Below are 19,752 nucleotides of genomic sequence, written 5' to 3'. Positions count from 1 at the left end.
TAATATGAAAAATATATTTAAATCATTTCTTTTTGTTGCTATGACTGTTGGTCTCGGACTATCATCCTGTACAGGCCTGTTGGATATTACACCAGTCAATGGCATGAAGCCAGAGACGATAAGCGATTACGAATCTATCTTGCTTGGAGGGTATCCTAGAAGGGATTATTTCCTTAGAACGGAGTTGATGACTGATAACGCTATGGTTAACCTCAATACAACATATAAATTAGGCGCGGCGGAAGAGCCTTGGTTTGTGTTTTCGTCTTCGCATATGTTAGGTGAGCCTATTGATCCTTATTGGGGGCAATTGTATCAGACTATATTCTATGCGAATACTGTATTGGATAAATTTGCAGGTATAACCCCGGATGCGTCAGAGAAGAAGAAATATGATCAGGTAAAAGGGGAGGCTTATGCCCTTCGTGCTTATGCGTATTTTTACCTGATCAATATGTATGCGGATGTGTACGCTCCAGAAAACCTCGATCTTCCTGGAGTACCGATGCCATTGGATGCGGAAGATGTCAACGAATTTAGCAAAGATAACGTACGGCAGCCCATTGAAAAGGTTTGGGCACAAATTGAAAGCGATCTAAAACAGGCAGAAACTTTATTACAAGGAAAGCCAGGGAATGATCGTTTTAGATTTAATATCACAACGGTACAGCTTTTGAACGCTCGCGTAGCCTTATTTATGGGTAAGTATGACAAGGCGATCGATTATGCTTCCGAAGTAATGGCTTCAGTCCGTCTATCGGATATGAATACCATGCAGACTCATATTGATAAAGCAGCTGAACTCAAATATGCGTTTTCTGGTAATTTTGGTTTTATTGATACCGATTATAATAATGAAATTTTGTTTTTTACGGCTGGAAGAGCAAATCAAAACTTCTTTTATTATTATCAGGCAGCAGCTAAACCAACAGAAGAACTATTACAGTTAACCAAGCGTAACGGGGATTTGGTAGACTACCGCCAATATATCTTTGATTCATTTGAGGATTTTAGTATACAGGGGGCAGCTCTAGTGGGAAAGACCGTCTATAATATGTTTGCTACACAGGATAGAAATTGGTTCTTTATTGGACTGAAAGCAAGTGAGGCCTATGTAATACGAGCAGAGGCATATGCCCGTAAACTGGAATACGGTAAGGCGTTGGCTGATATCAATAAGCTGTTGGTGACGAGATACAAGAAAGGAAGTTTCGTCGGGCTTCAAGAATCTGATTATACAGATAAGAACGATATTTTGAAACGTGTGCTTGATGAGCGTCGCCTCGAAACAGCTTTCGACGCTGGTTTGCGTTTCTTTGATTTGAGACGTCTAGGAAAACCGGAAATCAAGCATATCTATAAAAATAGTCAGGAATTTGTACTGAAGAAAAACGACCCGAGATATGTGTTGCAGATTCCAGAATCTGAGCAGAATAATTCACCGAATATGCCAATTAATCCAAGATAGAAAAATGAAAAAGATATTTTCAATTTGCTTAGTGGCAGTTTTGCTCCTAGTAAATGCATGTAAAAAGGACGATAAGATAAGCGCTTCAGAAGAATTTGGTTTTGAAGAGCGTTTTTCACCTAAAGAAGATGAGTTACCAGTCATTAAGGAAATGTTTAAAACCTATGATTTGTGGTTACGCCTTAACTTCAAAGATGCGAAAGAAGTAACAAATTCGATTTTAATGCAAGACCCAGGTAATCGTTATGGAGCTACACCTTTGGCAGAAGAAATGAAGCCCAGTGCTATTATGTTTGTAGACACGTTATTGCATAATGTTTCGACCGACTACGTCCGTCGGGTATTTCCTCGAGAATTTTTCTTTGTGAAAACGTATGATGGATCATATTGGGAGAAGAATATTCATGCACTTGGCCGAACCCGGCTTATCGTGTGTTGGCCAAATAAGGTAAAGGATGCACAGCCTATTACGGTTCCTGAAACGCATTATTATCAAGATTCAGTGGTGACGCGTATGGTTTGGAGTAGTTTGTCTAATATGCTTGTACAGCGGATGGAACAAGAGATTCCAGGATTTGAGGCTGCGGGTATGCCTTATGATAATGGAAAGATAATGGATGAGATTTCTAAAAATTACCCTGGAAACTCAGAAGAGGCAATTGAAATTCGTCAAGCAGAATTGACCAAGATGGCCGCTGAAAGGGGCTATGTTTCAGCATCTGGCTCTAGAACTTATGATACTGATTTATCGCAATGGTTGAGCTTACTTGTCTTGGAGTCTTTTGATAATATTAAAACGAAGTATTTGGATAATAGTCCAAAGAGAACGGAAAAGTATAAAGTACTTACCGAATATCTGAAAAAGGAGTACAACTGGGATATCCAGGCAGCAGGTAATAAATACCGTGAAAAATTAAATAGCTTTCAATAGAAAGTACGATCGGCAGGTACATTGACCTGCCGATCTTGATATATGCTAATACGTTAAAATTAATAGATAGATGAGAGTTTTAAAAATGATGTTGTTGTTGGCACTACCAGGTGCAGCGATGGCACAAAAGTCAAATTTCAGTATTGAAGGAAAAATACAATCCCCTCAAAAAGAAGGCAAGGTATTTATGTCGATCCGTACGCCAAGTAGCGAAGTGTTGGATTCAGTAGCAGTAGTAAAGGGTAAGTTTTCTTTTAAAGGGGAGGCTAATGGTCCTACGATGGTATACATGATCTACGATCAAGAAAATAAGGGTTGGAACCGTGTGAGCTATAATACGGATATGGTAGGCTTTTATGTGGATAAGGGTAAAACTGTTATTCAGGCGAAAGATTCTTTGAAAACGGCGGTTATTAAAGGTTCTGCATTGCAGACGGCTTATACAGCTTATCAAAATATGCTGAAAGAGTCTGAGGATGGAATCAAGGATATCAATATGAAATACAGTAGTGCTACACCAGAGCAGCGCCAGGACGAGTCATTTGCGACACCTCTTCGTGATCAGTACATGGTTTTTGCAAACAAAAAGCGTGAACTACAGGAAGACTATATCGCTAAAAACCCATCTTCTTATTTTAGCTTGATCGCTATACAGGATCAATTGCAGGCAGGAAAGACGGTGTTAGAAATGGAGCCCGCTTATAATGCTTTGGCAACATCAATACGTGAATCAGAGGTTGGATTGGAGTTCGCAAAGCAGATTCACGCAGCAAAAACTACAGCAGTAGGTGTGATGGCACCTGATTTCACACAGAACGATGTGAATGATAATCCAGTGAAATTATCCGATTTCCGAGGTAAATATGTGCTTTTGGATTTTTGGGCTTCATGGTGTGGACCTTGCCGTGCGGAGAACCCGAACGTGGTAGCTGCATTTGAAAAATTCAAAGACAAGAACTTTACAGTTCTAGGAGTTTCTTTAGATCAACCCGGTAAGAAAGCAAACTGGTTGAAAGCTATAGAGGACGATAAGTTGACTTGGACAAATGTGAGTGACTTGAAATTTTGGAATAACGAGGTTGCTAAAATGTACGGAGTACGTGGCGTGCCACAGAACTACTTAATCGATCCAACAGGGAAAATTGTTGCTAAAGACTTGAGAGGTGAGCAATTGCATGAGAAATTAGCAGAACTTTTAAACTAGTATACTATGATAAAGTTAAGATCAATTGTAGGTGTATTCACCTTATCGGTACTTTCGTTTTTCAGTGTACAGGCACAGACTTCAGATAAAGTAGTCTTGGTTGGGAAAGTCGATCCAAAGTACAATAGTACTAAAGTGTATTTATACAATAATATCACCGGAGATAACGATACGACAGTTGTTGAAAATGGGGCTTGGCGTATTGAGCTTCCATTTACTGTGCCAACGAGACATATGTTGGCTTCAGAAGCAGAGTCCAAAAAACATGGGGGCTATGCACCTTTTGGTGTTTTAGTGGATGAGCCTGGAACAGTTGTGGTAGAAGGTGATCTAGAGTCATTCTACACGTCGAAAGTATCTGGTTCAAAGTCGCATGATGTGTTGAATCAGTATTTTGCTGCACTAGAAGGGCATGGTGATAATGGAGCTGCTATTATCGCAGAGGTAGTTGCTAAAAACAAAGATGTCTTTGGGTCCGCTTTTTTGTTAGAGCGTTATGGTAAAGTGATGACGCCAGAAGATGCGTTAAAATCGTATGAAGGTCTTTCTTCTGCGGTGAAGCAAACTTATTTTGGCAAGTCGGCCGGCAACCAGATTAAAGGGGCCTTGCTTTCTAAAGAAGGGGCTATCGTCAAGGATTTTGCTTTGGCAAATGAAAAAGGAGAACAGTTGAACTTTGCTTCGCTTCGCGGTAATTATGTTTTGTTGGACTTTTGGGCATCATGGTGCGGTCCTTGTATTGAAGAATTCAAGACGCTAAAAGAGGTGTATGCCAAATATAAAGGAAAGGCACCTTTTGAGATTCTGAGTATTTCAACAGATAAAAGTGAAACGGCTTGGAAGAATGCGTTGAAGAATCAGCAATTGCCTTGGTTACAGATGCACGACAAGTCAGGTGATGATGCGATTGCGGTAAGCCAGTTTGCAGTGACTACGTTGCCAACGACATTTTTAATCGGACCTGATGGTAAGATTGTTGCGAAAAACTTACGTGGTAAAGAGCTTGAGGCCTATTTGGTGAAGCTTTTTGGGAATTAAGTAGAGATATAAGATTGTCACTTTGATAAGTGATACTTAATAGTTAGTGTGTAAAGCCGTTGGTGATCATTTTCATCAACGGTTTTTTTTTTACGTGTTTTTTCTTATACTTGGCATCTGAATTTACACTAACTCATCTAAATACGGATAAACCCATCGCATTTTGAACAGGGAAGATCTTGAAATGGTACAGGCGATCAATGATGCTGATCCTATAGCTTTTAAAAAGCTATTCGATAGCTATTGGAAAAAAGTGTACCGTATGGCTCTTCAGAAACTCCCCCGAGAAGAGGATGCGTCGGATATAACTCAAGACGTATTTTATATTATATGGAAAAATAGAGGATATTGGCATGTGAAGACTAATATACAGGGGTATCTATTGTCTATGTTGAGGCATAAGATATATGATTTCTATGCACAGCGAGACAAGCTTCCGATTTTTGTACCGCTCAATGAGCAAGAAGAGTATTGGGATTATAGTTTTCAGGAGGGTGAACAGGATGATTTTTCAGAAGAAAATCAATTGGTAAAGAAAGAAATTGAATCAATGCCTGATAAGATGCGGGAAGTGTTTCTATTGAGCCGTTTTGAAAATCTTTCTGCTCAACAGATCGCCGATAAACTAGGTATATCGGTTCAAACGGTGAGAAACCAAATCTCATCTGCTTTGAAACGTTTAAAGCTGCGGTTTGGAGATAAAGCTACTTGGTTGCTGTTTTTGTTTTTCATTAAGTTTTAAAAGGTGCGCCTCTCTGCCGGCGCAAGGCATGTTACTTTTCCCTCAAAAGTAACCAAAACTCGTCACTGTGCCGGCTTGCCACAACGGATTTCCATTCCTACAATTGGCAACCCGCCAAGGTGACCATGTCCAAAGTGGAAGCAAATGCAAACAGTCTGTTTTCTAATCATGACAACTTTCAAGCTCAAATAAGCCAAAACCATTTTGAGAACGGCGGACATCAAATAACTATTTGTGTATAATTAAGAAGAAGTGAAAGAAACGACCTTGTAAAATATGGAGACTAAGGCCATAAAGCTATCCACAAATTATCGTACATATTGCAGTTACCAAGGATTTCCAGTCTATGGGTGGGCACCGTTGTGGCGACCTAGGAAACCGCACGTATAGCTTTATGTGCCGTGATGAACATAGGTTACATCGTCTTGACTCTTTGCTTCTTTCTCGTTCAAGGAGAAAGAAGAGCCTGGTCGCGGCTCAAGCGACAAGAAGATGTTGATTTTAAACCTTCCTTAAATACTATATACCTCACTTTTCTAGAAACAATAAAAAAAATCAAAAAATTTCATTCCAACATAGTATGTTTTCAAAAAAAGACAGACTATACCTATAGAACTCAAAAATATGATGCTATCCAATAGACCGAATAAGTACAAAAAGGATGAACTGTGGCGCGGTATTGTTGCCAAAGCCCAACGGGACGGAGACTACAGTCTCGATGCTATTGTCGATGCTAAAGTTGTTCCGTTCTATAGAAGCCGATGGGCTGTAGTTGCCGCGGCATTGCTGATATTCTTGTCTACATCGATCTGGATTTATCGTGGTACGACTAACCATCAGTATCTCGGTGAAAATCAATTGAGAGAAGTTTTTGCGGATGCAGGGGCTTTATCAAAGCTTGTGCTATCAAATGGAGACACCATTTTATTGGATGATCAAAATGGATTAGATACTAATATTGCCTATTTGGCTAGTGCTGATCAAGCTTTGGATTTTCGGAAGCTAAATCAAGAGGATTTACTTGATCAGGAACAAATTGTAGAGACCGCACGAGGAAAGCAACTGCGGATTATACTTTCAGACGGTACTGCAGTATGGCTTAACGCTTCTTCGAAGATTGTTTTTCCTGCTCGTTTTCAAGGTGACAGACGGGAAGTAACAATTGACGGAGAAGCGTATTTTGAAGTTGCGCATAATCAGAAGTTACCATTTATCGTAAAAACAGATGGACAGCAAGTGCGGGTGCTGGGTACCCATTTTAATATCAGGCAGTATAAGGGAGAAGGTGCGAAGGCAGTCACTTTACTAGAGGGGGCAGTGCAAGTGACCAGCGTTGATAAAGGCAGTAAACCTGTTGTGCTAAAGCCTGCTGAGCAGTTCATTCAGTTGGATGGAAAGACAAGACCTATTATACAGACGTTGAGTAATCCGGGAGCGGTGATAGCCTGGAAAGAGGGAGATTTCTATTTTGATGATGCTGATGCAGAGACTATCGTTAAGGAGTTGGAGCGATGGTACCCTGTATCTATCGGTATAAAACAGCAAGATACAACCAAGAAAATATCTGGACGTATCAAACGAACGGATTCGATGAAAGCAGTGGTCGATATGCTTCGATTCTTTGATATCGAAATACAGGTCGAAAAGAACTAATGTAAAACTAACAATCAATCAACTATAATTTATTTAACCTCAAAACCATTATGAAGCATTTTTTCATGAAGTACAGGCATGTGAGGAAGTATCCGATAAAAACGATACTACTATGCCTAGCTATTTGTCAAGTGGGAATGGCTCTAGCCCAGATCAACATTTCTGTGAAGCAAAAGTCATTGACTGCTATTTTCAATCAGATTGAAAAGCAAAGTAGATATGTTTTTTTGTACGACAAAGCCGTAGCAAATTCTCCTGTAATTTCTTTCGATTGTAGTAATTGTTCCATTGAGCGTGTTATCCAGCTATTAGAGAAAGAAACGAATCTCGAATTTAAAATTTCTGGACAACAAGTATTGGTAAAGAAGAAGGCAGAGAAAGCAAACAGTACCTCGACAGCGGCAGTCGCTATGCAGGCGGTACAGAAAGATACTATACGAGGAAAGGTTGTTGATGAAAATGGCAAGCCAGTCGTAGGTGCAACTTTATTGATTAAGGGAACTAAAATCGGAACATCTACAGATAAAGAGGGGAATTTCAAAATGCAGCGAATTGCTCCTGCTCAGGAAATTGTAGCCAATAGTATTGGTTATCATCCCGCAGAAATACAGGTTGGGGCGCAGAAGATGGTGACATTGGCTCTACGTATCCGGGCGCAGGAAATCGAAGACGTGGTCATATCTACGGGACTCCAAAAGCGTGAACGTAGTAAACTCGTGGGAAATGTGTCATCCATCAAAGGTGAAGATTTAGAGGGAGCTGGAATCACGACTATCGATAAAGCCCTGAGAGGTAAAATGACGGGTGTCTACGTGCGCTCAGGGTCGGGTAGGCCAGGTGAAACAGGATCAATCGTAATCCGGGGGAGTAATACGATGACCGGTAGTGCAGAACCTTTAATTATTCTAGATGGTATGCCGTTGCAGAATGGGGATGTAGCGGGTATGGACAAGACCAGTTCAAATATAAATAATTTACTGACCAATGGTATTGGCAATATTCCACCAGAAGACATTGCTAGTATTGATATCCTTCGTGATGCTACAGCAGCCTCGATTTATGGAGCACGTGCTGCCAATGGAGTTATTGTGATTACAACTAAGCGTGGTGAGGTTGGTAAAGATTATATTACTTATACTACCAATCAAGGTCTGACGATGGCTCCTAAAAATGGTTTTAACTTTATGAACTCCAAGGAGAAAATTGCGTTTGAAAGACAGGTTTATAATGATTTTCATCCGATTTATGGAGGTAGAGTGGTTCAACTTTTAAGACAAGTTGATAATGGTATGATTACTAGTCAAGAGGCTGAAAGGCAAATTGCTCAATTCGAGCAGGTAAATACGGATTGGGTAGATGAACTATATGATCCTGCTTATCAGCAATCTCACAATGTAGCTATGTCAGGTGGTAGCAATAAGCTACAATACAATGTATCGCTTAATTATCAGGATGCTAGTGGTACACTGATGGAAAATAAGTTTAAGCTGGGAGGGATGAATGCAAAGTTGACCCGTAATATCAGTGATAAATTATTGGTCGATTTTAACTTATATTCTACGATAAAAAAGAATAAAGAAGGGCAACCGGCTTTAGATCCTTTTCGCTATGCGATGTTCGCAAATCCATATGAGCGGCCGTACAATGCAGATGGATCATATGCCTGGGATGATACTTATAGGGATATGAGTAATAAGATTGGTGAATCTGCATTTTTGAATCATCAGTCCTTTAATATGGTGCGTGAGCTACGTGAGAATACGTTAAGTACAGACTATGGAAACATAAGAGGACAGATAGGTGTCGAATGGAAATTCTTAGAAGGCTTTCAATATCGTGGCTCAGCAGTGTTGAATTATACCAATGTGCAGACGATGGATGAGTCGCGTGCAGGTACGCATCGATCTTACACAGAGAATTGGCTTAATTCCGCTAAAACAGGTGGTTCCGGGCTATTAGAGAAATTTAATTACGGATTTTTGGAAGAGAACTCTGGTAAGACCATTGATTATACGGTCCGTAATACTGTAGAGTATAACCGTACATTTGGACAAAAGCATTTTGTGCAAGGATTTGTTGCTAACGAGGTGTCAGAGCGTACCAACAATAGATTCTTTCACTACAATCCAGTGTACCTACAAGACTATCGCATGGCAGGCTACCCTTCCTGGGATGATGTGCCAGCTTCAACCTACAAAAAGTTGGATTTGACCCGGTTGGGAGGTACTTATTATGAAAAAGACCGTTCTGTCTCCTTTATCGGTTCGGCTGCTTATGCTTATAATAATAAATACGTGTTGAATGCCAATTTTCGTTCAGATGGTGTAGATATCATAGGTTCTGCGAATCAGTTTACACCACTATGGTCGGCTGGAGCAAAATGGAATGCGCATGAGGAATCTTTCGTCAAAGAAAATGTGACGTGGCTGAACCGATTGGTTTTCTCCTATGGATACGGCTACACAGGTAGTATTAATAGATCGGTATATCCTTTCCATACCTACCGCTTGTCCGCATTGGTGTATGATGATGTCGTAAAAGCAAATGGCTTTGATTATGGTAATCCAGTATTAAAATGGGAGAAAAAGCGGGATATCAACTATGGCGTACAGCTATCTGTGTTCAGTAGTCGATTAAACATGGAAGCCAACTATTATGATAATAAGGTTACGGATCTATTAGACAACGTAACGTTGCCTGTTTCAGTTGGTCGTAAATCAGCAGCCGTGAATGTGGGGTCTTTGTCGAATAAAGGATGGGAGTTGTCTGCCCGTGTAGAGGCAATCAAAAATACAGATTGGTTATGGGAAGTTGGTGCCAACTTGACGACGGTAAAAAATAACTTGGACGAGGTGTTTTTCAATCGAACCCCTTCTGTAGCAAGTTTAACTCCGCAGAATGTGGAAAACTATGCTATGCGCTCTTGGTTTGGCTATAAATACAGTCATATTGATCCGACGAATGGACATATGATGGTTTTTGCACAACGCTTGGATGCGGATCAAAACGTAATAGGTGATGAATTGATAGACTTATCCACCATTGTAGATGCCGATTTAAAGACAAAATATAGATCCTATCATTTGGGACAGCAGGATCCGAAACTTTACGGCGGTTTTAATACGCGTATACGTTATAAAAATTATACACTGACCAGCAATTTTGTCTTTGCTGATGGCAATATGATTAAAGGGTTTCAGGACCGTAGAGAAGGACCTAGTGGTGCGACTGATGATGTTACAGCTAGCCGTACCAATCGTCTTAAGAATCAGCAATACCGTTGGAAACAGTATGGTGATGTGACGGACATTCCTTTTTATTCTCAAAATAGTTCAAATTACGTTAGTTATTTGACGGACAAGGATATCGAGTCGGGCGCTTATATTAAATGTACAGAGATTGCTTTGCAATGGCGTGCCAATCCAGCGATGTTCAAAAAAGTAGTTAAGCAACTACAGTTGGGGCTAATGGCAAATAATTTATTTACCATATCACCTTATTCAGGTACAGATCCGGAGACGCAGTTGGCATTTGGCTACCCTACGACACGGAGTTATACATTTTCACTAACTATTGGTTTTTAACGGGCATGAGAAAGATAATTATTTTATATGTGTTTTTTGGAGGATTGTTCCTCAATAGTTGTACGAAGTTTTTGGATTTACCTCCTAAAAATCAACGTGCTGTAGAGACTTTGGCCGATTTGAAATCCGTATTAGCAGGATATTTGGACGCTTTTGCGAGATCTAACACACAGCCTATATATGGGGTAATGCCCGTAGTAACGGAGGCACATCAAATGATGTTTGAAGCACATTCGGACAATTTTGATTTCGAAGCAAACATGAGTCAATATGTGAATGTTGCGAATCCAGGAGCTAATCCCCATGCTAAAGAAGCATTTTATGCAGACAAATTATTGCTTAACGACCGAGTTACTATAGATGCGATCTGGACGAAGTATTATGAAGTCATTGGATTTCTAAATGCACTTATTGACCAGTCTGAAGAGCTGCGCGAGGCCGATCCTGCGGAGTTGAAGCGCGTACAAGGAGAGATGCTCGTACACCGTGCATATTACATCTTTAAGTTGCAACAGTATTTCGCGCCAATGGACAACGAAGAGCTGGGGATTCCATTGTATTTGCATACAGGAAAAGAAGTGGTTGGTATCAAGATGAAACGTAAAGCATCATCAGAGATATATGCTGTAATAACTGAAGATTTAAAAAGAGCTTTAGCATATTTTCAGGAAGTTGGGCCTAATGCTGGCTATTCCCGTTTTTTCAACGAGCGTTACATTCAGAACTTATTAGCACAAGTATACTGGTTTAAGGCGGAATCTTCCTCTAAAAAGGCGGAAGATTATATAGAATCTGAGAAGTACGCTTTGGCTGCTATTGATGGTACAGAGGGATATATTCCAAAAACTGTAGTTAGCTTTAGGAATGTACAAAAGAATTTAGACCCAGAATATCCGGCTGTATATATGAAGAGTGTGGGATTTGGTACAGTAGCACCTATTTATGGATCACCTTATGCGGCTCCAGCAAATCTTAAAGTAAATCAAGATTTCTTTAATTCGTTTGATGCTGGTGATCTTCGAAAGGAGACCTATTTTGTAGGCAATGTACATTCGCACAATTGGCCTGATGATACTTTTTCCAAGACTCTGCACCTGCATTTGTTCACGCCAGAAGAAGCCTATTTGATATTGGCGGAGAGCTATTATCGCAATGGTAAGGCAGATTTGGCTCTAACAACCTTAAATAAGTTTAAAAGTTTCAGAGGTGCCGTAGCTAAAAGTGGATTAAGTGGCGAGCTTCTATTGGATGAGATTATTAAGGAAAGGCGCAAAGAATTTTATTGCGATACGGACAAGCGTTGGTTGGACATGAAACGTTATAAAGTAGGAGCAATGGAGCGAAATTTGCGTTTTTTTAACAAGAATTACAATATTAAAGTCGAGCCTGGGGATTATCACTATGCACTACCAATACCGTTAAGTGAACTGCAGGAGAATCCCGATATTTTTCCGAATGAGGGTTGGACTACAATTGTTTTTTAATTTTTAGAAAGAGGAACGATGAAAAGAATATTATATGTCCTTGTACTATTGTTTGTACTGCAAGGTTGTGAAAAAGAAAAGTTTGACTATCAGGTATATCAACCCCGTGCCTCAGATATTGATGTCGTTGAGTTTTCTACGGGTAGTCCTACGTTGATCGCAGATGGAAAAGCATCTCTGCAATTTGTGTTAGAGGCCTTCCGTAGAGTTGAGGTTAAAAATAAGGCAGGAGTAACTAAAGATACACTAATGTTCGTTGACTACAGAGCGTTGCCTAAGAATGAGGTGAAGGTCTTTGTCGAAGGCAAATTGATTGAAGGTACAAGTTACAGTACGACAGATCTATCCAAGGGTACGATAAGCTGTTATGCGCAAATCGGGGATGCTAAATCGGAGACAAGACAGGTCACTATACGTAAACCCAAAGATGTGGGCGAAAAGCGTTATGTAGATGTCGTGTTTCATGTATTTGAGTTAAGTGGAACTGATGCGGCTTATGATCCTCTTACTTATCAGGAAGTAACGCCAAAACTATTACAACAAGGATTAGATTATGCTAATGCTATTTTTAATAATTCGGTTGGCAACGACCCAAATGGAGGAAATGCGCAGATTGAGTTTAGATTGGCTCGTAAAAATGCTTCAGGAGTCAATTTGGCAATCCCAGGATATAACCGGATATTTTATGATTCTACCTGGAAAGGAACTGCAAGTCTCTTTAATCCATCGCATTTTACTGTAAAAATAAATAGTACGGCAAGTTATCAATGGGATAAGGATAAGTTTTTGAATGTTTACATCTTTCCTACAGCTGCGAACACGTTTTTAGGAGATACGAAAGCGGCTTATCAGATTGTTCCCGCTGGTCAGGAGGCACTTCTTGGAATTCCTAAAATAGTGAATTCAGTAGCAGATGTACCCACTACTGATTTCTTTTTAAACTATGGTCTAGGTATACATCGTACCGCATTTTTTCCAGACCCGAGTAACCGTGTGGAGATTGCGTCATACCTTGCCGCATATTATGCCACTTATCCAACGAGTTCGACAGGTAATACGGTTGTCGACTACGTTTCAGATACACGTAAGTATTTAACAGGATCAACACAAACAGCCAATATCTCAACGGGGCTAATGAAAGTCAGTGTCGATGGATATAAGTTTTTAGCCAATAACGCAATGGATGATATACGCTATGCTTCCTTGCGTAACAATTTTACTCAAGGACAGGTAGAGCGTTTGCGACTCGTTATGGAGCGCTCTCCGGTACGTAAAGCTTGGTCATTACAATAATAAAAAGTAAGAACTATGAGAAAATTATTATATACTGGGCTGGCAATACTATGCAGTCAGATGGCTTTAGGCCAATTAAAAGTGAAAGTGGTAGGAACCGTGACAGGAGACACCGAAGGCCACAATATGGTTTATTTCTATAACCGTATGGCCAAAGACTCTGCAACTATCAAAAACGGTAAGTTTGAAATCAATGTCAATGAGCCGGTCGCAGGATCCAGAGCTATTTCTATTCAATATGATCAAGCTAAAAGACGTATGTATTCACCGCTGGTCTTGTTTTACGATCAGTCAGGTACGATCAATGTTGCTTTTGATGTGGTGAAAGGATTATCATCTGCGACGATCAAGGGAATGCCTTCTGCTGTGACTTATTACAACTATAATGCAGACAAGCCTAAGGTTTTTATGGGGGCCAGACAGGCTACTATTACCAAGTATGGTGAAGAAGCTTTGAAGAAAGGCAATGCGCAGTTTGAGACTGCTACGACTTATCAAAATGAGTTAATCAATAAAGGGTATGATTCTGTATTGAATAAGTATTTTGATGGGAATAAGGTCGTTTCGACAACTCTAGTGTTGAGTACCCTATCCAATCTATCTACAGCTCAGGCTGAAGACTATTACAATCGGTTGTCAGACAAATTGAAAACAACCGAAGAAGGCAAGACCCTTTATGCCAAGATTGAAGGATTAAAGAATGCCTATATAGGCGCAGTGGTTAAAGATTTTCAACTGCCTAATGAAAAAAGTGAAAAGCGTTCTTTCAGTGAGTTTAAAGGCAAATATGTATTGTTAGATTTCTGGGCATCTTGGTGTTCTCCTTGCAGAGCATCCTTTCCTCGTATTCGAGAGGTGTATAGCAAACTGCAGGGCAAGAATTTTGAAATTGTCAATATCTCCATCGATCAGAATAAGCAGGCTTGGTTGAAAGCGGTACAGGAAGAGTCTAATCCTTGGCCGCAGCTGTACGACGATACGAAGATATCCAGTTCGCTTTTTAATGTTAGTGCCGTTCCTACTTCGTATTTGATAGATCCGTCGGGCAAGATCATTATGAAAGAGATCGGTTTTGAACCAAAAGGTGGTGGCGAAATGGAGAAGAAACTCGAAGAAATATTCAAGGTTAAATTTTAAACGTTTATTATTATATAAGATGAAAAGAATAGTTTTAAGTGTGGCAGCGGGTCTGTTGATGGCTACAAGTTTATTTGCACAGACGCGTGATTATATCACAGTAAAGGGTAAAGTTAATTTCCCTCCAGCTAAAGAGCATCAGGAAAAATACCCTTTTACATTGAAGGCAAAGCCGATGAAGGATGCGGAGGTATTCCAGACGATTCAGCTCAAGGCTGACAGTACATACGAAATTAAAGTACCTGCCAAGACACCTCGTCTATATTCACTGGACGTATATGGTTGGGATCGTATTACATTCTGGGCCGGTAATGATGATTTGAAAATCGATTTTCGAGGGGAAGATACGGCAAAGATGAAGATTAAGAACCCGCCGTATATCTTTATCCAGTCTGAAGGTAAAGACAACCAATTGATCAATATGATCAACTGGGAGAACTATCAAAACTACCAAAATACGATTGCTATCGGCAAGCGTCAGTATATGGCTATGCAGGCAAAAGATACAGCCATGACCAAATCGCTGACCGATATGATGATGGAACAGTACGATAATATGGCTACACGTGCTAAATGGTATGTAAGAACTTTCAAGAATGATCCACAAGTGGTGTATGCATTTGGGTATATGAGCTCGAAGCGGGAAAAGGATTTTATCTTAGAATATATCAATCCCTTGATCACAAAATACCCTTGGTTGACAGAAGCGAAGGAAGTCAAAGAGGGAATCGATCGTGCAGAGGCGGCCGCTAAGAAAACGGAAGATGGCGCTAAATTCATCAACATCACCCAAGCGGATCCTAATGGTAAGAATATCAACCTGTACGATTACCTAAAAGGTAAGAAATATGTATTGGTAGATTTTTGGGCATCATGGTGTGGACCTTGCCGTGCCGAGAATCCACATGTATTGAAGGTTTATGATAAGTATAAGAGCAAAGGTTTTGATGTATTTGCAATCTCTCTAGATGACAATAAAGACAGATGGGTGAAGGCGGTGAAGGATGATAAGATGCCATGGGCACAAGTGTCCGATCTGAAAGGTTGGAAAAATGAAGCTGCTCAATTCTATAATATTACAGCTATTCCTATGAATTTCCTATTGGATAGTGATGGTAAAGTAGTTGCTAAAAACTTGAGGGGTGATGATTTAGAAAAGGCCGTTGCAAAACTTTTAGACAAATAGTATGATGAAGAAGATTTTGTTATTATGCTGCGTGCTGATTGGGATAGCAATCAAACCTATTTATGCTCAGATGGCGGCAGCACAGCAGGTGCAGTGGGCTATTGATGAAAAACTGGAGGTCCCTGTCGAGCGTGATGTGCTATGGGCTGCGATGAAAGATTACAGTTTGGTAGAGAAATTATCCAATGGGTATGTGGTATCGCTTGTCAACAAAGATGATATCATGCCGATATTGCGTGAAGCGATCTTCAAGGATGGTAGCAAGCGTGAAGAATTATTAAGTCAGGTCGAGGATCAACATCGCTTTTTGGTATTCAAGCTGAAAGATACCTCCTTGCCTAAGGGTATTAAGTCTGCTCAGTTTGCTTTATTTACCAAGGAAAAGGGAGATGCAATCTCGGAGCTCAATTGGCGTGTTAATATCGAAGGCTCAAAGGATGCTAAGGAACTGTTGATACTACAGTTCAAAGCTGAGATTGAAGCATATAAGATTGGATATACTAAATACTTGAGCAAGCCCAAGTCAGTGCCTGCTGTCAGTATGAAATAGTTTACTATTGAAATGGGTTATTTTGAAAGGTGTTCCTAATATAGGAGCACCTTTTTTATTTTCATACTCATGAATGGTGATTGAGAATCTCTCCTGATATGTTTTGTTACAAAGTGTATTTGACTTGGATATGATATGCGGTATTGTGTCGGAATAGTTGTTTATGCGGTTGTTTGCTATTTTACTGCGCTTTGCAATCGGTTGTTTCTGCGTTTGTTGTGCGATTTTCTGCATTTTTTTTATTGTTTGTTTAATAAAATGCAGAAATATAAAAGATTATTATTTAATATTGTGTCAACCAAATTATGATGATATGTGTGTCGGTAGTGCAAACATATTTGGCCAATTTATTTATACACCTAAAATCAATAAATTTATGAAAGGACGTTTACTTCTTTTCGTCTTTGGGCTAGTATTCTTTAGCACGCAGGCGTATGCCCAACGAAGTATCAGCGGAAAAGTCAGCAATGGATCTGGGGTTGGTCTATCTGGCGTCTCTGTGCAAGAAAAGGGAAAATCTAATCAAGCAGCAACCAATGCTTCGGGGACCTACACAATTAAAGTTTCAGACGGAGCTGTGTTAATTTTTCGTTCTGTTGGATTTACAACAATAGAAATGAAAATAGGAAACGATAATGTGCTAAATGTGACGATGAAAGACGATGAGTCATCTATCGATGAAGTTGTGGTCACTGCATTTGGTATCGATCGTGATCGCAAATCTTTAGGGTATTCGGTTCCTAAAGTAGATGGAGATGAAGTTGCCGCCACACAACGAGCTGAATTTTTTAACGGTTTACAAGGACGTGTTCCAGGATTAATGGTTAATGGTACAAGTGGACTACCAGGTGCCTCTGCTCAAATAGTTTTAAGAGGTTTTGTTTCTGTTTCCGGAGACAATAATGCTTTGATTGTAGTAGATGGAGTTCCTGTAAACAATAGCACAATGAATGAAAGTGATCTTGCCACGGGGCCCAATAACGCCGGCGAAATGACAAATACCACAATGGACTATTCTAATCGAGGTATTGATTTGAATCCGGAGGATATCGAATCTTATGTTATTATGAAAGGTGCCGAAGCAACTGCGCTGTATGGTAGTCAAGGTGCAGGGGGGGCTATATTGATTACCACTAAAAAAGGTAGACAAGGACGCACTTCTGTAAATTATAGCTACGCGGGCCGTTTACAATATGTAGACAAGTTTCCCGAGAGACAATATATTTATTCGAATGGAGTAAATGGTATCTATAATGGAACTTCTACGTACGCAGAAGGTCCAATGTATCCAGAGGGAACATTTCTTTATACAGATAATATAAAGAATTTTTTTAGAACGGGTTATACGAATAAGCACAATATCGGAGCTGAAGGGGGAGCGGGCCCTTTGAGTTTTAGATGGTCGGCAGAATACAATGACAATACAGGGGTTGTCCCTAATACTCGGTATAAGCGTTTACAAACGAGTTTAAATAACTCAGTTGATATTGCTCCTAATCTAAAGTTGAACACGACTTTTAATTATATGGATTCTCAGAATGATAAAACTAGAAGGGGGCAATCTAGCTTTATGTATACATTATTAAGATTCAATCCTCTTTATGATGTGAGAGACTGGATTGATATGTTTGGTAATCGTGTATTAAATTCGGGTAGTATTTATAGTGAATTGGATAACCCATTTTGGGATGTTTACAGGAATACATCATTTGATAATGTTAATAGAACAAGAGCTACAGCTAATTTGACCTATACTCCACTAAAGTGGTTAACATTGAATGGGGTATTTGGTGTGGATTATGCTACGACTCATGGTGAACAGGTTTACCATGCGCAGTCGTATAAAGGATCTGGTACCAGTGCAGATGATGCTGATGCGGACGCCGGTGAAATTACACAATACGATCAACGAGCTAGAGTGATGAATGGTCAGTTTTCAGCTCGAGGTCGTTTTAAATTTGGTGAAGATTTTTCTTTAAATGCGGTAGTTGCGTCAACTTTTGATTCATATCAAACTAGAACGCACTCTCAATATGGGAGAAAATTTGCGGATCCCGATTTTTACAGTATCAATGTGACCGATCCTGAAGAACGGAAAGCGAAGCAGTCGATGACGGAAACGAGGAATGTTGGTATTCTTGGTCAGGCAGTATTCGGTTATAAAACGCTTCTTTATTTAACCGGAACATTAAGGGTCGATGGTTCGTCCAGATTAATGCCGAATAAACCTTGGTTCTCTTATCCGTCGGGCTCTATTGCATTCAATTTTACCGATCTGGATTTTATGAAGGATCAGAAATTTATTTCAGATGGTAAATTGAGGGCTTCTGTATCCATGACAGGTAAACAACCATTTTTACCTTACCAAACTCTATCAAAATATACTGGGCAAACATCCACAGGAGCAGGGATGGCTTACGATGTGAATGGTGCTAATTCTACTCTTAAGCCGGAGACGACAATAGATAAGGAAGCAGGGATTGAATTTTCACTTTTTAAAAACTTTTTGACATTCGATTTTACGTATTACACGAGGGTTAGTAAAAATCAGATCTTTAGACCTCGGACAAGTTATGCTACTGGATATATTTTAAAAATGATGAATGGTGGTACTGTTGAATCTCAGGGTATTGAAATCCAAGCTAAACTTAATCCTATTAAAAAGCCAGATTTTAATTGGAATTTGACATTTAACTTTACCCAGAATAAAGGAAAGGTAATTTCCTTAGCTAAAGAGCTTCCTGAAACTTATGATTCAGATACATGGATCTTTGGTGGTATGCGTTCGGGAGCCGCTCCAGGCTATAGCATTGGAAATTTGATGGCAACGGATTACAAGCGTAACAACGATGGGTTGGTATTAATCAATCCTGAAACTGGCTTACCTGTAATTGGTAGAGATGACTATTTACCTGTTGGTAATCGTATTCCTGATTACACTTTAGGAACAATAAATAGTTTAAGGTATAAAAATACGTCACTTACATTTTTGTGGGATTTGCGGGTAGGTGGTGATGTGGTTAACGGTTTAGAGTATAACATGGTCAGATTAGGGTTGTCTAAGAAAACTTTAAATAGAGAGCAACCTCGGGTAATAGAGGGTGTGTGGGAAGACGGATTAGAGAACACAGCTAATCCGACATTAAATAATATAGCGGTAACTCCATATTACAACTATCTTTATTATACTTCTTTTCTCAGTAGGAGTTTCATTGAAAAAGATATCTGGACATTTAGGTTGAGAGATATCACTTTGAGTCAACAATTACCAAAATCATGGATTACTAAATTTGGTAAAAATACAACGATGAGTGTGTTTTTTACTGCTACGGACGTTTTCTTGTTTACGAATTATTCTGGCTTTGATCCAGAAACCAACTCTAATACGCCAGGTATTGGTGGAGTTGGTGGTTTCGGTATTGACGGTGGGGGTATGGGTAAACCAAGAGGCTATAACTTTGGCTTAAGATTAAAACTATAAA

Annotated in this window: 13 protein-coding genes; all 13 read left to right on the top strand. The window is 39.7% G+C overall.

Going from position 1 to position 19,752, the window contains the following annotated elements:
* Positions 1-4 precede the first annotated feature (4 nt).
* The 13 genes from JKG64_RS18935 (at position 5) to JKG64_RS18875 (ending at position 19,751) form a co-directional block, all read left to right on the top strand.
* Positions 5-1,468, top strand: coding sequence for a RagB/SusD family nutrient uptake outer membrane protein (locus JKG64_RS18935; protein WP_210355837.1), 1,464 nt, complete (start codon positions 5-7; stop codon positions 1,466-1,468).
* 4 nt (positions 1,469-1,472) lie between these two features.
* Positions 1,473-2,399, top strand: a complete 927-nt coding sequence (locus JKG64_RS18930) for a hypothetical protein (protein ID WP_210355836.1) — start codon at positions 1,473-1,475, stop codon at positions 2,397-2,399.
* A gap of 70 nt (positions 2,400-2,469) precedes the next feature.
* A complete protein-coding gene (locus JKG64_RS18925) occupies positions 2,470-3,603 on the top strand; it encodes a TlpA disulfide reductase family protein (RefSeq protein ID WP_210355835.1) in 1,134 nt (377 codons plus the stop codon).
* A 6-nt stretch (positions 3,604-3,609) separates the two neighbouring features.
* Complete coding sequence (locus JKG64_RS18920) at positions 3,610-4,641, top strand: TlpA disulfide reductase family protein (protein WP_210355834.1); 1,032 nt, start codon at positions 3,610-3,612, stop codon at positions 4,639-4,641.
* Between the two features lie 163 nt (positions 4,642-4,804).
* On the top strand, positions 4,805-5,383 hold the full coding sequence (locus tag JKG64_RS18915) for an RNA polymerase sigma factor (protein WP_210355833.1): 579 nt from the start codon (positions 4,805-4,807) through the stop codon (positions 5,381-5,383).
* Between the two features lie 624 nt (positions 5,384-6,007).
* Complete coding sequence (locus JKG64_RS18910; RefSeq protein ID WP_210355832.1) at positions 6,008-7,036, top strand: FecR family protein; 1,029 nt, start codon at positions 6,008-6,010, stop codon at positions 7,034-7,036.
* A 50-nt stretch (positions 7,037-7,086) separates the two neighbouring features.
* On the top strand, positions 7,087-10,620 hold the full coding sequence (locus tag JKG64_RS18905; protein ID WP_210355831.1) for a SusC/RagA family TonB-linked outer membrane protein: 3,534 nt from the start codon (positions 7,087-7,089) through the stop codon (positions 10,618-10,620).
* A 5-nt stretch (positions 10,621-10,625) separates the two neighbouring features.
* Entirely contained in the window at positions 10,626-12,104 is a 1,479-nt protein-coding gene (locus JKG64_RS18900) for a RagB/SusD family nutrient uptake outer membrane protein (protein WP_210355830.1), read from the top strand.
* An 18-nt stretch (positions 12,105-12,122) separates the two neighbouring features.
* Positions 12,123-13,397 carry a zinc metalloprotease gene (locus tag JKG64_RS18895; protein ID WP_210355829.1) on the top strand — a complete coding sequence of 425 codons (1,275 nt, stop codon included), beginning with the start codon at positions 12,123-12,125 and terminating at the stop codon, positions 13,395-13,397.
* A gap of 15 nt (positions 13,398-13,412) precedes the next feature.
* Positions 13,413-14,534: a TlpA disulfide reductase family protein gene (locus tag JKG64_RS18890; protein WP_210355828.1), complete on the top strand. Its 1,122-nt coding sequence runs from the start codon at positions 13,413-13,415 to the stop codon at positions 14,532-14,534.
* A gap of 19 nt (positions 14,535-14,553) precedes the next feature.
* Positions 14,554-15,720 carry a TlpA family protein disulfide reductase gene (locus JKG64_RS18885; RefSeq protein WP_210355827.1) on the top strand — a complete coding sequence of 389 codons (1,167 nt, stop codon included), beginning with the start codon at positions 14,554-14,556 and terminating at the stop codon, positions 15,718-15,720.
* Between the two features lies 1 nt (position 15,721).
* Positions 15,722-16,270 (top strand): hypothetical protein, encoded by a 549-nt coding sequence (locus JKG64_RS18880; protein ID WP_210355826.1) that lies wholly within the window; start codon positions 15,722-15,724, stop codon positions 16,268-16,270.
* Positions 16,271-16,646: 376 nt separating this feature from the next.
* On the top strand, positions 16,647-19,751 hold the full coding sequence (locus JKG64_RS18875; RefSeq protein WP_210355825.1) for a SusC/RagA family TonB-linked outer membrane protein: 3,105 nt from the start codon (positions 16,647-16,649) through the stop codon (positions 19,749-19,751).
* Position 19,752: the final 1 nt, after the last annotated feature.

The organism is Sphingobacterium tabacisoli, assembly GCF_017908035.1.
GTDB classification, from domain to species: domain Bacteria; phylum Bacteroidota; class Bacteroidia; order Sphingobacteriales; family Sphingobacteriaceae; genus Sphingobacterium; species Sphingobacterium tabacisoli.
The sequence above is the reverse complement of the archived record's forward strand: the minus strand, read 5'-3'. Positions and strand labels throughout refer to the sequence as shown.